Annotated in this window: 9 protein-coding genes; all 9 read left to right on the forward strand. The window is 47.7% G+C overall.

Annotated features, from left to right (window positions below):
- The first annotated feature begins 57 nt into the window (after nt 1-57).
- The 9 genes from AAE250_RS19230 (at nt 58) to AAE250_RS19270 (ending at nt 16,310) form a co-directional block, all read left to right on the forward strand.
- The gene (locus AAE250_RS19230) at nt 58-2,757 is read left to right on the forward strand and encodes a GH116 family glycosyl-hydrolase (protein WP_294599322.1); all 2,700 of its coding nucleotides are present in this window, start codon (nt 58-60) and stop codon (nt 2,755-2,757) included.
- 149 nt (nt 2,758-2,906) lie between these two features.
- Nucleotides 2,907-6,038, forward strand: a complete 3,132-nt coding sequence (locus AAE250_RS19235) for a SusC/RagA family TonB-linked outer membrane protein (protein WP_294599320.1) — start codon at nt 2,907-2,909, stop codon at nt 6,036-6,038.
- Nucleotides 6,039-6,056: 18 nt separating this feature from the next.
- Entirely contained in the window at nt 6,057-7,988 is a 1,932-nt protein-coding gene (locus AAE250_RS19240) for a RagB/SusD family nutrient uptake outer membrane protein (RefSeq protein WP_294599318.1), read from the forward strand.
- Nucleotides 7,989-8,009: 21 nt separating this feature from the next.
- Nucleotides 8,010-8,756: a DUF3823 domain-containing protein gene (locus AAE250_RS19245; RefSeq protein WP_294599315.1), complete on the forward strand. Its 747-nt coding sequence runs from the start codon at nt 8,010-8,012 to the stop codon at nt 8,754-8,756.
- A gap of 94 nt (nt 8,757-8,850) precedes the next feature.
- The gene (locus AAE250_RS19250; protein ID WP_294599313.1) at nt 8,851-10,602 is read left to right on the forward strand and encodes a GxGYxYP domain-containing protein; all 1,752 of its coding nucleotides are present in this window, start codon (nt 8,851-8,853) and stop codon (nt 10,600-10,602) included.
- Between the two features lie 293 nt (nt 10,603-10,895).
- Nucleotides 10,896-12,371 (forward strand): IMP dehydrogenase, encoded by a 1,476-nt coding sequence (guaB, locus tag AAE250_RS19255; RefSeq protein ID WP_342289300.1) that lies wholly within the window; start codon nt 10,896-10,898, stop codon nt 12,369-12,371.
- A gap of 95 nt (nt 12,372-12,466) precedes the next feature.
- The gene (locus AAE250_RS19260) at nt 12,467-14,026 is read left to right on the forward strand and encodes a peptidylprolyl isomerase (protein WP_294599309.1); all 1,560 of its coding nucleotides are present in this window, start codon (nt 12,467-12,469) and stop codon (nt 14,024-14,026) included.
- Nucleotides 14,027-14,083: 57 nt separating this feature from the next.
- Nucleotides 14,084-14,932 carry a peptidylprolyl isomerase gene (locus AAE250_RS19265; RefSeq protein ID WP_294599306.1) on the forward strand — a complete coding sequence of 283 codons (849 nt, stop codon included), beginning with the start codon at nt 14,084-14,086 and terminating at the stop codon, nt 14,930-14,932.
- A gap of 10 nt (nt 14,933-14,942) precedes the next feature.
- Nucleotides 14,943-16,310, forward strand: coding sequence for a peptidylprolyl isomerase (locus AAE250_RS19270; RefSeq protein ID WP_294599305.1), 1,368 nt, complete (start codon nt 14,943-14,945; stop codon nt 16,308-16,310).
- Nucleotides 16,311-16,327 lie beyond the last annotated feature (17 nt).

Here is a 16,327-nt window from a genome sequence, read left to right on the forward strand (position 1 = left end):
GATAACGAAAGTAGAACAGATTCATAACTTCTATTATTAATCTTAAAAAACACATGTATGAGTAAAAGAACCTTTGTTTCTTTAGCTTTTTGCCTCGCAGGAGTATTTGCTTTACACGGGCAGGAAGAAAATCAAAACAATTATGGTGTCGACGAGGCTAACACAAAGTTCAACCTTCAAAGTGGAGTGTTAGGTGGAGAAACCAATTATGACTACCTTTCATTAAAAGACCATGAAGACACAAGTGGAGTGCCATTGGGAGGTATCGGGGTAGGTAATATTAATTTTGCCCCGAGTGGCAAGTTCACCAGAATAGGAATAAACAATATCCATACTCCTATAAAGCGCTCGGAATATTCTTTCTTTTCTTTGTGGACACGTAAGGGCGACGAACAGGAAGCTGTCCGCCTGGTCAGAGACCACCGTACTCTGTATGGAATGAAAGGGGTGGAACATACTCAATATAAAGGTTTGTTTCCCACGGCGGAGCTGAGTTATGAAAATAATAATCTGAAGGTGGCGCCCGTTATCCGTGCCTATTCAGGGTTGGTGCCGCACAATGTGAAGGATTCTTCTTTGCCGGTAGTATGGTTTGAGGTCGATCTGTTATCTCAGGAAGATATGGAGGCTGCACTGGCTTTCTCTTGGGAAGATTTCATCGGACTGTTCAGTGACCCGAGAAGTTTGGACGGGTTTGATAACGGTCAGTTATTGAGCGAAGGAAGAGCTAATATAAATAATGGAGAAAACTGGCCCTTGCGCGAAAAGGCTAAAACTTATGTGGAACCCTATCAGTTGGAAACCCTGAAAGGGCTGATACAATATGCTGCGGGCAGTCTGCAACCTCGTAAGCTGACTTTCCAGAATTATGTGAACCAGGTTGTGGTTGCAGTAGAAGGTGAAAAGAACGTATCTTATCTTCCTTCCTGCTCTGCCAATTCCGATGCATGGGAACAGTTCCGAACAAACGGGGAATTTACTTTGCTGCCTGCTAAGGAGGTGTTGACAGAGCAGTCACAGTCCTCTTCCGCATCCGTACTGGCTGTTAAGACACAGCTAAAAGCCGGACAAAAGAAAACAATCCGTTTTATGCTTGCTTGGTATGCTCCCGAACTTCATATTGATGCGGCAGTTGCTCCGATAGGTAGCTACTGGCCGTGTGGAGCCGATTATAATAAGTACTATCATAATTATTTCAAGACCATGGATGCTATGTTGAGCTATGCTGCCTCCAACAGAGCAAGAATAGCCCGGCAAACTACGGAATGGCAGAAGCCGGTTCTTGAAAGTACCCTTCCGGATTGGTATAAATTCAAATTGATCAATAGCGGATACGTCATTTATACCAATATGGTGCTTACCAAAGGAGGTGATGTCATGGTCAACGAAGGAGCTATGGGTGGCTTTGCCGGAACAATGGACCAACGTCTGAGTTCACATCCCTTCTATCAGAAATTCTTTACCCAACTGGACCGTTCGGAGATGGATATTTTTGCAGATGCTATGGACCCGGAAGGATATATACTCCACTTTATCGGACATTACTATGTAGGTATGGGCACTATCGGCGGACGTGTACCGACCGAGAAGGGGTGGATGCTGGACAATGCTTCCGGTTGGATTATCCAACTCGTGAAGGATTATGAGCAGACCGGCGATACCGAGTATCTGAAGAAACACCTGACGGGCATTAAGCGTGCCATGAAGTTTCTGTATGGCCGCATGCCTGCGGGTAGTACGATTCCTGTCGGCCCCACTACTTATGACGATTTTTCTCATCCTCCCTTGTATTCTTATTATGCAGGTGTATGGCTGGCTACGCTGAAAGCTTATGAAGCTGTAGGAGAAGCGGTTGGAGACAAAACAATTGTAGAACAGGCGCAGCAGCAGTTTGCCACCTCACAGAAAGAAGCTATTCAGAAATTGTGGAACGGACGTTTCTTTGCTTATGGTTGTGAACCGGATGGTTCCAAAAGGCTGGATAATGTGTTGTTTACCGGTCAGTTGGCAGGTCAGTTCCTGAGCCGCTATTGTGGATGGGGAGATGTTTACCCGATGGATATTGTGAAAGCATCCATTGTATCCCAGTGCAAAATATCTCTTTCCAAGTCTCCCGATTATTATGCCAACAAGGTGTGGGATATTAATCTGAACCGGGGTATCGATAACAGAGGTTCACAATGCTGGCCTTTCTACTTGGAAAGCTATACAGCCCTGGCCGGTATGCAGGCCGGATTCTACGACGATGCTATGGACATCATGAAGCATATCCAGCTGGTGCACTTGCGCAAAGGCTGGACATGGACACAGAACTTATGGAATCCCAGTGATATAACCTATATGACGGCTCCGGTAACTTGGTTCTCTACCGACGTGCTGGCTGGTGCCGGTGTCAATATTCCCCGGAAGGAATTGCGTCTTGCTCCTGTTGTAACCGATGACGAGGCAGTCAATATCCCTCTGTTCTATCCGAACTTCTGGGGAGTGCTGACTGCCGATCCTCAAACGAAGTCCATCACTTTCAGAATTACGAAGAAGTATGGTAAGGAACGAATCTCCTTCAATAAAGTGATATCGGAACCTGCCGGACTTCCTTCCTGCGAAAAGAGACAAATTGAAATTAAAGAATTTGTAGTTGAAGAGGGAAAGATATTGGATTTGAGTTCGTATTGGGACCGTATTATCGACAACCGCCTGGAAGCCCCTGTGCTTCCGCAGGCGGATAAACAAGACTTTCGTTACGTAACAATAAAATAAGAATGTTAACCCTAAAATAGAATGCCTATGTTAAGAGAGAAGATGAAATGAGACCCCACACCGTATCCACTGCAAAGTTGGATACGCAATATCCAGAGAATTTTTATGTAATTGTATAGTTAAAATCTTTTGTTAATATGATAAAACACATGAATCATTTAGCACGTACCCTGTTAGGGTGCATCATGTTATTGTGTACTACAATGGCATATGCACAACATGCACAATTTAAAGGGCAAGTGATTGACCAGGAAGGCAATCCGTTGGTTGGTGCAACTGTTGTGGTGAAAGGAGCTAATAATAAGAATGCTGTGGCAGACCTGTCCGGTGAGTTTGTATTGCAAAACCTGGAGAAGAATGCTGTTCTTCAGATATCTTATATCGGTTTCCAGACTCAGGAGATCAAGGTAGGGAGTGAAAATCCTATTAGAGTGATACTGAAAGAGGATGAAGCTGTTTTGGGCGAAGTCGTAGTTGTGGGATACGGTACCCAGAAAAAGCAAACGCTGACAGGAGCCATCTCTACTCTTAGTGGTGAAAAGGTGCTGAGCACCAAAAGTACCAGTGTTGCACAGAGCCTGCAAGGAAAGATTGCCGGTGTGCAAATCCGCCAGCAGGACGGTCAGCCGGGTTCATTCAGCTCCATGGTACAGATACGTGGCTTTGGCAGTCCGTTGTATGTTATTGACGGAGTAGTCCGTGACAGTGGTGACGGTGGATCTGAGTTTCAGCGTATGAATCCGGAAGACATTGAAAACATCTCTGTTCTTAAAGACGGTGCTGCAGCTATCTATGGTATGAATGCCGCCAATGGTGTGGTAATCATTACCACAAAGAAAGGAAGAAAAGGAAAGGCACGTTTCAATTATAACGGTTCGTTTACGGCTATCTTCCCGACTTCTATGATGAAGGTTATGAATGCTGCGCAATACACGGAAATCTCTAACGAGCTTTCAATGAATGCCGGTACGGGACCTAATATCACTCCGGAGGAACTTGCCAAATGGCAAGCAGGAGGTGCCGGTTACGAAAGTACGGACTGGCTGGATGCGGTGTTCAAAAATAGTGCAGGCAGCCAGCAACATACCCTTTCAGTAGAAGGCGGTAGTGATAAGATGACCTATTATGCCAGCTTCGGTTACGCCCACGATGGTGACTTGACAAGAGGAGGCGACTTCAACTACGAGAGATACACCATGCGCAGTAACTTTACAGCCCAGTTGTCCAAGTACCTCAAGGCAGAAGTCAACGTGTCCGGAAGATATGATATGACGCATGCTCCCATTCAGGGAATCTTCGACTTGTTGTTCAAGTCAACATTGATGCGACCGACGTCGGGAGTGTATGCTAATAATAATTCCGAATATTACAATGCAGCTTATCCTTTCCTGGATAACCCGGTGGCTGGAATGAATGGTGACTTGACAGGTCTGAATACGAGCAGAGGACGCAGTTTGCAGTCATCCGCATCATTGACCTATGATGTCCCTTGGGTAAAAGGCTTGAAAGCTAAGCTGATGGCTTCTTATGATGCTAATGATAGCCGTACGTCACACGAAAGAAAGCTTTACCAACTTTACAGCTATAATTCACAGAGCGGTGCGTATGATGTATCAAAAACGATCAATGATCCGAGTAGTTTGTACGTGAGTGTGAATAATGGTAACAACCTTAATATTCAGGCTCAGTTATCCTACAGCACTACTATTGCACAAGACCATAATATCTCTTTGATGGCTACATACGAGATGAACCACGGTTGGAATGATAATATGTCTGCTACCCGTGAATATGAGATTTATTCCAAACCGATTCTGGACTTGGGTTCCCAAAGCAATATCCAGAATTCAGGCAGTTATGGCGAAACGGCTAATATCTCTTATTTGGGACGTCTGAACTACGATTATAAAAGTAAGTATTTGCTGGAAGGAGCTTTCCGTTACAATGGTTCCTACCGTTATGCACCGGGCAAACGCTGGGGCTTCTTCCCGGTAGTAAGTGCCGGTTGGAGACTGTCTGAAGAGTCTTTTATCAAAGATAATATACCGTTTGTCAGCAATCTTAAGTTAAGAGCTTCCTATGGAGAAACCGGTATCGACGCAGGTAATGAATTCCAATTTATCGAAGGCTTCACGATGGGCTCGAAGGGATATGAATTTGTTGACGGTGTACAGACCAATGGAGTCCTCACTCCGGCACTTATCAACAAGAACCTTACCTGGATTACGACGCGCACCTATGACCTTGGTATGGACGTAACCTTGTGGGATGGCTTGCTGGACTTTACATTCGATGTTTATCGCCGCGACCGCGACGGCCTGCTGGCTACCAGAGGCAGTCAGCTGACCAATACCTTCGGTGCTTCCCTTCCCGAGGAGAATCTGAATGCCGACCGTACGGAAGGTATTGAATTTACTCTTGGACATCGGAATAAGATTGGAGAGGTTTCGTATGGTGTACAGGGAAACTTCAACTTCGCCCGTAGCAAGATGACCCGCCAGATACATGGTGAATACGAAAGCAGTTGGGATGTATGGAGAGCGGCTACTGAAGGCCGGTGGAACGGCATCGGCTGGGGATATACCACCGCAGGCCAGTTCCAGAACTACGACCAGATTTATAATGCACCCGTACAAAGCGGAGACAGAGGTAACACTATGATTCTGCCGGGCGACTATTATCTGAAAGACGTGAATGGCGACGGTTATATCGATGGCAATGACTTGAAGCCCAAATTCTATGGTCTGAATATGCCGGCTCTGAACTATGGTATCACGCTGACTGCCGGATGGAAATGGTTCGACTTTATGGCTTTGTTCCAGGGAGCCTCATGCTATTCTATCCAGATACCCGACAACTTACGTAATTATGCCCCTTGGGAAGGTAACTCATCCGCTTACCTGTATGACAGATGGCACAGGGAAGACCCGTTCGATGCGAACAGTGCATGGATTCCGGGAAGATTCCCCTCTGCCCGTGTAGCCAACTACAACCCGATGGGTAACAACGCACAGGAGACAGACCGGAATACGGTGGATGGAAGCTATCTCCGCCTGAAGAGTATAGAAGTAGGTTATACCCTGCCGCAACGCTGGATCACCCATGTCGGTTTGGAGCATCTGCGTGTGTACGTCAATGCGTATAACATCTTCACATTCTGTGATTCTTATCTGAAGAAAGACTTGAAGCTGGACCCGGAGAAAACCGCCGGACAGGATAACCGTATGATGAACTATCCTCTGTCTTCTTCAATCAACTTCGGTGTAAATGTCAGCTTCTAATATTAAAACACATTGGATATGAAAAATATAAAATATTACTTGATAATAGCTCTTTCGGCTGTATTTACGTCATGTACGGGCTTGCTGGACATTGAACCTAATAATAAGTTGACTCCTAATGAGCTGTTCAACAACCCTAACGGCGCCAAAGCTTTTATGGCGACTATTTATCGCGATTTGCCCATCGAGGACTATATGTTCATGCCGGGTACCAGTGGCGAAGGCGGTTTCAATAACCCTACCGGAAACATCGGTCTGCTGTGGTATGCCAATATCTGTGAAGAAGCTGTTCAGAGCCAGTGGGGCGAACAATCTCCGGGCTACGTTATCCGTGCAGATTACTTTAATCATGGATATGAAACGCTTCGCAACATCAATTTGCTGAAAAGCATCATCCCTACACTGGACATCCGCGATAGTGAAAAGAAAGAGTTGGAGGGAGAGGCTGCATTTATGACTGCTTATGTCTATTTCTACCTGGCCGAAAAGTTCGGTGGAGTTCCTCTTATCAAGGAACTGCAGGAGTATGACCCGGCCAATCCTGGTGCTCTGGTCGTTCCGCGCAGTACAGAGTTCGATACGTGGGACTATGTGATGCAGCAATGCGACCTTGCCGCCGCGCAACTTCCGTCGGAGCGTTCGGACAGACGGGCAACCAAATGGGCTGCGTTGGCTTTGAAGTCACGTGCAGCTCTATATGCCGCTTCTATTGCAAAGTTCGGCGAACTGGCACCGATGGAAGGAGAGGCTGTAACGAAGGGGCTTGCCGGAATGAAGCCCACTGACGCTGCTTATTTCTACCAGCATTGCATCGATGCTTCCTGGGCCATCATGACCGAATCGAACCACAAACTCTATAAACCCAATCCTGCCAATCCGAAGGAAGCGGAAGAGAACTATCGCAGTATCTTTATTAACCCGAATCAGACCGATGGCGAAGCTATCTTCATTAAAGGTATCGTGAAAGAGGGTTCCGAGTTTGCCAGCAGTCTGAACTACTTTATCGAACCTTATCAGACACAGGGACAAGGCAAAATGTCTCCCGCCCTTAACCTGGTAGATGCTTATGAGGACTATACCGACGCTCCGGGTGTCCGCTCGGATGCCAAAGTGAAGACGCGTGTCAACGACAACTTCTCCAATGCAGGTTTTGATAATGGCTATAATGACTACATCAAGGTGAACAAAGATACTCCTTACGACTTGTTCAACGGCGTGGCCTATGGCGACGAGAAGAAGGCGAAAGATGCCCGTCTGTGGGCTTCCATCATCCTGCCCGGTACGGAATGGAAAGGTACTAAGATTGTGATGCAAGGTGGTGTGATTGAGCCGGACGGCACCGAAATGTATCGTGTACCGGCTACAGTGACCGGGAAAGACGGTAAGACTTACTATTCCCTGGGCGGTGAGAAGCATCAGGTTTCCGGTTTCTGGCCGGGCGACGGTACTCATTCCATGTCGGGCTTCCTGATGAGGAAGATGATTAGCGAAAGCATGCCGGCGCAATACCATAAGACTACGCTGGATTACATCGTATTCCGCTATGCAGAAGTTCTGTTGAACTACGCGGAAGCTGTGTTCGAGAGTGGACTGGGTGATAGGGCGGCTGCCGTTAAGGCACTGAATGATGTCCGCAGAAGGGCTGCTCATACAAATGAAATCGACTTGACAAGAGAGAACGTCAGAAACGAACGCTTTGTGGAACTTGCTTTCGAGAACATCCGTATCTGGGACTTGCGTCGTTGGAGAGTACTGCACACAATCATGAACAACTTCTCTCATGACATTCTGGTTCCGATGCTGGATTTGCGCGATGACAATCCTTCGATGATCTTTGTGCGTAAAACCACAATGGGTGCAAGCCTGAACGGTCCTAATAATTATTCCATCTCCGAATACTACGAAGATGTGCCGCGTAATGCAATTAACCAAATGATTCAGAATCCTTAATCTTTTTAATTACTACAGAATATGAGAAAGATAAAATACATGATAGCCGGGATCGGCGCAGCACTCATCATGGGAAGCTGCGAACTTGATAATTTTGATGGCCCGGATGCACAAGTATACGGTGCGGTGATTGATGCGGAAACAGACGAACTGATTCAGCAGGAAATCGGTACGAGCGGCGATGCAGCCACCGTGCAGGTCATAGAGTATGGTTATGCCATTCGCAAGGTGCAGCAATGGAAGCTCATGGTGAGCGGAGAGTACAGGAACAATCTTGTTTTCTCCGGTACGTATGATGTCATTATGAACAACGGAAACTTCGTGAAGCTGGATACGATTAAAGGTTACCGGTTCCACAAGGGAGAAAATCAGCTCGATTTCAGGGTGATTCCGAACATCCGTATCAGAGAGGCAGCTGTGAAGAAAGAGAATAATGCCATCGTGGCTACCTTCAAGTTGCAGTATGGACACAAGGTGGGCAAGGCCGAGAAGATTGCTTTGTTTGCCCAGTCGGACAAGAACCCATCCAATTCTTTCAACCTGGCGCGTATAGAGACTAATATCGAAGGAGATGATATCAACTTTGAGAGCAATAGCCAAAACGCCGGTAAAGTATTTACCTTGACTTTAGACCTGAATTCCGACGAAGGCAAGAAGCTGAAGGCCGGACAGAAGTACTTCTTCCGTATCGGTGCTTTGCCGAAGGACTTGGGCGAAGGGGTACAAGCCAAGTATAATTATTCTTCGGTATTTGAAGTACAGTTGTAGTTCATAGACCGGTTTATATTTTCAATAGGAGTTTTTTTATAGTGTCTCTTCTCTCCCTTGCAGAGGGAAGAGACCTTTTTTATCAATTCAGACTATGAGATTTTTTATATGTTTCTTGTTGCTTCTCAGTGGCTTGAAGATGGCGGCTGCAGATAAAGAGGAGTACTACGTGCCCGAAATGAAGGTTAAGCCGGCGCGGTATTGGGCTTGCACGGGGGTGATTTCTGTGAGTAGCCGTAACAGTGTGGACGAGACAGACAAAATGCGCGGATTGCAATACCACCTGCTGTGCCAGTCTTTGGCCGGTTTGGCCAATCGTGCTGTAGATGAGGGTAAAAGCAAAATAGCCGTTTGGCTGTACGATCGCGACAGGAGAGATTCCTATGAACTTTCCGAACAGGCTTTGGAAGACATGGGAGTCCATAAGCAAGGTATGCAGAACGGGCTTGAACTGGCTTGCAACACCTATGCGCCATCCGATGGTATGGCCGTCCAACTGAAGAACTTGTTCGACGGCTATGTGCTGACGGATGTGAGGAACAATCCGGAGAGTGCCGTTGTGGCCGCTGTGGCTTCACACGTCTGTAATGCCATCATTGTAGACGTGCGCGATAAGGATTATTATGAAGCAGCGGGCTACAGGATGAAGTACGACGCTACGGCAAAGACTACGGCCGATGCCTGGGCAGAGTTTAAGGATCAGTGCAGCAACGAAGCCCTGGTCATCATGCCCGCCCTGACGGGCGAGTTACGCGAGTTTGCCATTAAGAACCGCCTGTTTGTCCTCAATCTGAACAGAAGCTCCCAGTCTCCTCCTCAGGAGAAGAACACGCAACTGCTGAAGGAGATACTGGCATGGCTGAAGCCGAATGCACCCGTATTCGGTTGGGAACAGAATGTAGGCGAAGATGAGTTCGTAGGCCCTGTGTCCGAGAGCGGCCACCCCATGGTGCCTTGCGATTGGAGTTACAACCATTCCCTTACTTCTTTGCTCTATACGGAGCGGCAAGAATCGGCCTTGGCAAAAGTCATCGATCCCCGCTCTCTGAATTTCGGCGAGAAGAAGAACTATGTTTCCTTCTTTCTTTCCGATGGCGACAACATACAGTGGATGATGCAGAACTTTGCTCCCGATTACTATAATGTGCCCGAGGCTGACGAAGTCAGCATGACCTACGGGCTTCCGGTGTCTACGCTTGCCATGATGGCGCCTGTCTGGCTGAAGTCCCTGATGAATCGGCAACCCCGCAATTGCTCTGTGATGGAGACGTTGGGCGGCGGTTACTATTATGTAGATACATACAGCCGTAACGGGCATCGCGCGGAGAATCTGCAAGTCGTGGCCGAACGTCTGGCAGCCCACATGCGCCGGCATCGTGTCAGGTTGCTGGGTGTAATGGCTATGGACGTAAAGTCGGATGCAGCCAAAGAGGCTTTTCAGGCTTATGCCGATGCCAACGACCAGTTGGAAGGCATCATTGCTTTGCAGTATTCCCCCTACGCCGGGGGCGAAGGCGAGGTGTTCTGGGTGACGAACAAAGCGGGTTATGATATTCCCGTCATCACTACCAAGTACTCCATCTGGGACCGGGTGCACGAGTACGAAGGCTCCCCGTCGGCCATTGCCTCCAAGCTGAAAGCCGGGGCGCAGGAAGAAAGCTTCTCGGCAGTGTGTGTACATGCTTGGAGTCATTTCGGAGGCATCCGGGGAGCCGGCGCCGCCAAAATGTGCGCCGAGCAGCTCGATGAACGCTTCCGGGTAGTGAATATGCAGGAGCTGGTGTGGCGCTTGCGTATGAGCCGACATCCCGAGCAGACGCAAGAGTACTTGAATAATACCTATTAAGGAGGATTGATTGAGCCTGACTTCAATATGAAGGATACCCATCAGCGAAACAAAGCATGTATTATTGCAAGGTTCTGCAAAGGTGTTGCAGCGATGCTGCAAATGTGTTGCAGTAACGCTGCACGGGTATTGCAGTGATGCTGCAAATATGTTGCAGTGACGCTGCGAAGTGTAACAGTGGTACTGCAAAATGGAGTAGTTACTATTTTATATACAAAAAAGTATTCATAGCTTTTCCTGTCTTGAATAAAAAGCGTATATTTGCACGCAATAAATTTTAAACGCATAGCCCTATGTCATTTATTGCTGATAAGATTGTAATGGATGGGTTAACGTACGACGACGTATTGTTGATTCCCGCTTATTCTGAAGTACTGCCTAAAACTGTCGAACTCTCGACAAAGTTTTCACGAAACATTGAGTTGAAAATCCCGTTTGTAACTGCTGCGATGGATACGGTTACCGAAGCGAAAATGGCTATTGCCATTGCCCGTGAAGGTGGTATCGGTGTGATCCATAAGAATATGTCTATTGAAGAACAGGCACGTCAGGTGGCCATTGTGAAGCGTGCGGAGAACGGTATGATTTACGACCCGGTGACTATTAAGAGAGGTTCTACCGTGGCAGATGCCCTGGCCTTGATGGCTGAATATAAAATCGGTGGCATTCCGGTGGTAGATGATGAAAGATACTTGGTGGGGATTGTCACCAATCGTGACCTCCGTTTCGAAAAAGAACACAGCAAACGTATCGATGAAGTGATGACGAAAGAAAACATCGTTACTACAAATCAGACTACGGACTTGGAGGCTGCCGCACAAATCCTGCAGGAGCACAAGATTGAGAAACTCCCGGTAGTGGATAAGGAAAACAAACTGGTAGGCTTGATTACCTATAAAGACATTACCAAAGCTAAGGACAAACCGATGGCTTGTAAAGACAGCAAAGGGCGCCTTCGTGTTGCTGCCGGAGTGGGTGTAACGGATGATACGCTGATTCGTATGCAGGCATTGGTAGATGCCGGAGCAGATGCTATCGTAATTGATACGGCTCACGGACACTCTGTCTATGTGATTGAGAAACTGAAGGAAGCTAAGAAGCGTTTCCCGAATATTGATATTGTGGTAGGTAATATTGCTACCGGAGAAGCTGCAAAAGCATTGGTCGAAGCCGGTGCTGATGGTGTGAAGGTAGGTATCGGCCCGGGTTCTATCTGTACAACCCGTGTGGTTGCCGGTGTAGGTGTTCCCCAGCTTTCTGCCGTATACGATGTGGCAAAAGCATTGAAAGGTACTGGAGTTCCTTTGATTGCCGATGGTGGTCTGCGCTATTCGGGCGATGTTGTGAAGGCTTTGGCTGCCGGTGGTTACAGTGTAATGATCGGTTCGCTGGTTGCCGGAACGGAAGAATCTCCGGGTGAAACGATTATCTTCAATGGCCGTAAGTTCAAGTCATATCGCGGCATGGGCTCTTTGGAAGCGATGGAACATGGTTCCAAAGACCGCTACTTCCAGAGCAGCACGAGCGATGTGAAGAAACTGGTACCCGAAGGCATTGCTGCCCGCGTGCCTTATAAAGGAACTTTGTATGAGGTGATTTATCAGTTGACCGGTGGCTTGCGTGCCGGCATGGGATATTGCGGTGCTGCTAACATTGAGAAGCTGCACGATGCCAAGTTTACCCGCATCACAAATGCCGGTGTACTGGAAAGTCATCCGCACGATGTAGCCATTACCAGCGAGGCACCTAATTACAGCCGTCCTGAGTAAAATAGTAACAAAATAAAAGTGAATGCCCGAGAAGAGATAGCCTCTTTCCGGGCATTTTGTTTATATTTGCACGGGCATACAAATAAATAGGATGTATGATGTTTATGGTTAGACTGTTTTTCACCTTTACCCTTCTTTGGTTCGGATTGGCGGCTTCGGCGCAACACGACCCGGTGCTGATGCGCATCAATGGAAAAGAAATTCTTCGCTCGGAGTTTGAGCGTGCATATCATAATGACAATCCCTCTGCCAATGCGGATCGTAAGGCATTGAACAATTATGTCGATTTGTTTGTGAACTCCAAACTGAAAGTTGCGGCTGCTGAAGCTGCCGGAATCGATACCACCCGTGCTTTCCGGGAAGAGTTGGATGATTACCGCCGTCAGTTGCTGAAGTCTTATCTGACGGATGAAGAAGCTGCGGAGCGTGCTGCCCGGCAATCCTACGATAAAATGAAATCCGGCCAGCGTACGGGGCAAGTACGTGTACAGCATATCTTTAAATACCTCCCTCAGAATGTTACCAGCCATGCGTTGCGTGAAGCCGAATCCAGGATGGATTCTATTTATGCGGCACTCCGGCAAGACGGCACCGGAACGCGTTTCGACGCATGCGTCAAGTTATTCTCCGATGAGAAAGAGCCCTTCTGGGTGAGTCGGTTGCAGACACCTGTGGAGTTCGAAGACGTAGCTTTCGGCTTGAAGGCCGGAGAGATTTCACGTCCGTTCTTTACTCCCCAGGGCATCCATATCGTCAAAGTCCTTGAGCAGAAAGAATTGCCGCCTTTTGAGGAAGTGAAGAGCGACATCATCCGTCGCCAGACGCACCGTTATGAAATGGATAAAGGTACACAGGCGCTGGTCGGAAAGCTGAAAGAGGAGTATCACTATACGCCGGATAAAGCAGGCATCGATGAACTGGTGTCTAAAGGGAGCACTACCCGAACATTGTTTACACTGGGCGATAAAGCATATACCGGAAAAGACTTTGCACGTTTTGCTGCTGCCCACCCCGAAGGGGTACGCCGGCAGTTGGACGGTTTCATCACGAAGTCGGTCCTTGATTATGAGAATACCCGTCTGGAACAGAAATATCCTGAGTTCCGCCAACTGGTGCAGGAGCACCGCGACGCTCTGCTGCTTGCTGAAATCACGAAACGTGAGATGGGCGAACGCAGTGCGTCGGATGAGGCCGGGCTGAAAGCCTATTTTGAAGCACATCGCTCGGATTATCATTGGGAAAAGCCACGCTATAGAGGCATTGTACTGCATTGTGTTACCAAACGTGTGGCAAAGCAGGTACGTAAGTTCCTGAAGCAACTTCCGGAAGACGAGTGGATGGATGCCATCCGTCTGACTTTCAATGCTGGCTCCGAACCAAAGGTACAAGCCGAACAAGGATTGTTTGCTCCCGGCGATAATGCTTATGTAGACGATCTGGTCTTTAAAGGCAAGGACGCAGCTCCGGTTTTGTCATTCCCTTTTACCGCTGTTTTAGGCGAAAAGCAGAAAGGGCCGAATGAATATCAGGAGGTGCGCAGGCAGCTTGCAGCCGACTATCAGAACCATTTGGAAAAGTCTTGGATGGCAAAATTGCGTGCTGCCGGTAAGGTTGAAATTGACCAAGAGGTTTTAAAAACCGTTAATAATCAATGATGCAACCGATTAAAACACTATCTTCGTACCTCAAAACAAAGTAAATATCAGTTGGTGATGCGAACAACCTGCTTGGGGCTTTTGATTTTCCTTCTCTGTGCGGCGTGCAGCGAGCAGTACGACCACAAAGGGCGGACACCGTTAGTGGAGTTGGACGGCAATTTCCTTTACCGGGAAGATTTGCAATCGGTACTTCCTGCCGGTTTGTCCAAGGACGACAGTTTGTTGTTTGCAGAACATTATATCCGTAATTGGGTGGAAGATATTTTGCTGTACGACAAGGCACAGAGCAATATCCCCAACAACGAGGAAATAGATAAACTTGTAGAGAATTATCGCAAGGCATTGATAATGCATACTTACCAACAGGCTTTAATACATCAACGGCTATCAGAGGAGATTTCAGAACAAGAATTGACGGAGTACTACGAAAAGAACCAAGCGCTCTTTAAGGTGGAACGTCCGTTGATGAAAGGCTTGTTTATCAAGGTGCCTTTGACGGCTCCGCAATTGGCCAACGTCCGGCGTTGGTACAAGTCGGAAACCCGTGAAGCCGTAGAGCATCTGGAGAAGTACAGTTTGCAGAATGCCGTGAAGTATGAGTACTTCTATGACAAATGGGTGCCGGTATCGGAGATGCTGGATGTAATGCCGCTGAAGGTGCCCGATGTAGAAGGATATCTGGACAAGAACCGCCATGTGGAGCTAAAGGATACGGCTTTCTACTATTTTTTGAATGTGAGCGATTATCGCCCGGTGGGGGAGCAGGAACCTTATGAGTTTGCCCGCACCCAGGTAAAGGACATGCTGCTGAACGTGAAGCAGGTGGAATTTATGAAGCAGGTAAAAGACGACTTATACCAGCGGGCGGTGAAAAGAGATAAGATTAAATATTATTTAGAATAAGACACCAAGAATGAAAAAGTGTATGAACTTTAAGCTTGTAATTTTATTTGCCTTGACGCTATTAGCCGGTTCTACCGTTTATGGACAAGACAACGTGATTGACGAGGTAGTGTGGGTAGTAGGTGACGAGGCTATACTGAAGTCCGAAGTAGAGGAGGCACGCATGAATGCCATATATGAAAATCGTAAATTTGACCGTGATCCTTATTGCGTGATACCGGAGGAAATAGCCGTGCAGAAGTTGTTCCTTCATCAGGCTGCGCTCGATAGTATCGAGGTATCCGAGTCTGAAGTTATCCAGCGTGTGGACTATATGACGAACATGTACATCGCCAACATCGGTTCGCGCGAGAAGATGGAGGAATACTTCAATAAGACTTCCAGTCAGATTCGCGAAACGTTGCGCGACAATGCCCGCGAAGGTTTGAAGGTGCAGAAGATGCAGCAGAAACTGGTCGGAGAGATTAAAATTACCCCTGCCGAGGTGCGCCGCTATTTCAAGGACCTGCCGCAAGACAGTATTCCTTACATCCCTACCCAGGTGGAGGTGCAGATTATTACCCAGCAGCCCAAGATCCCTTTGGACGAGATAGAAGACGTGAAGCGTCGTCTGCGTGAATATACGGAGCGCGTCAACAATGGGGAGAGCTTCTCCGTGCTGGCCCGCATGTACTCCGATGACCGCGGTACTGCCATCAACGGTGGAGAGATGCCGTTTACCGGACGTGGTTATCTGGACCCTGCTTTTGCCAATGTTGCCTTCAACCTGCAAGACCCGAACAAGGTATCCAAGATTGTTGAGTCTGAATATGGTTTCCACATCATCCAGCTGATGGAGAAGCGTGGCGACCGTATCAAGGTACGTCATATCTTGTTGAAGCCGCATGTGCCCGAAGAAGCGCTGACAGCGGGTTGTGCACGTCTGGACTCCATTGCCGACGATATCCGTAGCGGTAAGTTCACTTTCGAGGAAGCTGCTTCCGTGCTTTCTCAGGACAAGGATACACGCAACAACCACGGTTTGCTGCCCAATCCCAATACGAATACTTCCCGTTTCGAGATGCAGGAACTGCCGCCCGAGATTGCCAAAGTGGTAGATAAGATGAAGGTGGGCGAGATTTCCGAGGCATTCACCATGATTCCGCAGAAGACCGGAAAGGAAGAGTGTGTAATTGTGAAGTTGAAGAGCCGCACAAACGGCCATAAAGCAACGATAGCCGATGACTATCAGAACCTGAAGGAGATTGTGATGGAGAAACGTCGTGACGAAATGTTGGACAAGTGGATCCGTGAGAAGCAGAAACACACCTACGTTCGTATCAAGGACGGTTGGAAGAATAACTGTACATTCAAGTATCCGGGCTGGGTTAAAGATTAATCCGGCAGGATTTACAT

Origin of the sequence: Bacteroides sp. GD17 (genome assembly GCF_038448625.1) — a bacterium.
Taxonomy (GTDB): domain Bacteria; phylum Bacteroidota; class Bacteroidia; order Bacteroidales; family Bacteroidaceae; genus Bacteroides.

What these genes read in the sequence shown, in the direction of transcription:
- AAE250_RS19250 (WP_294599313.1), top strand. Translation starts at nt 8,851, where the DNA reads ATGAGATTTTTTATATGTTTCTTGTTGCTTCTCAGTGGCTTGAAGATG.
- AAE250_RS19245 (WP_294599315.1), top strand. Translation starts at nt 8,010, where the DNA reads ATGAGAAAGATAAAATACATGATAGCCGGGATCGGCGCAGCACTCATC.
- AAE250_RS19270 (WP_294599305.1), top strand. Translation starts at nt 14,943, where the DNA reads ATGAAAAAGTGTATGAACTTTAAGCTTGTAATTTTATTTGCCTTGACG.
- AAE250_RS19235 (WP_294599320.1), top strand. Translation starts at nt 2,907, where the DNA reads ATGAATCATTTAGCACGTACCCTGTTAGGGTGCATCATGTTATTGTGT.
- AAE250_RS19265 (WP_294599306.1), top strand. Translation starts at nt 14,084, where the DNA reads ATGCGAACAACCTGCTTGGGGCTTTTGATTTTCCTTCTCTGTGCGGCG.
- AAE250_RS19260 (WP_294599309.1), top strand. Translation starts at nt 12,467, where the DNA reads ATGATGTTTATGGTTAGACTGTTTTTCACCTTTACCCTTCTTTGGTTC.
- AAE250_RS19230 (WP_294599322.1), top strand. Translation starts at nt 58, where the DNA reads ATGAGTAAAAGAACCTTTGTTTCTTTAGCTTTTTGCCTCGCAGGAGTA.
- AAE250_RS19240 (WP_294599318.1), top strand. Translation starts at nt 6,057, where the DNA reads ATGAAAAATATAAAATATTACTTGATAATAGCTCTTTCGGCTGTATTT.
- guaB (WP_342289300.1), top strand. Translation starts at nt 10,896, where the DNA reads ATGTCATTTATTGCTGATAAGATTGTAATGGATGGGTTAACGTACGAC.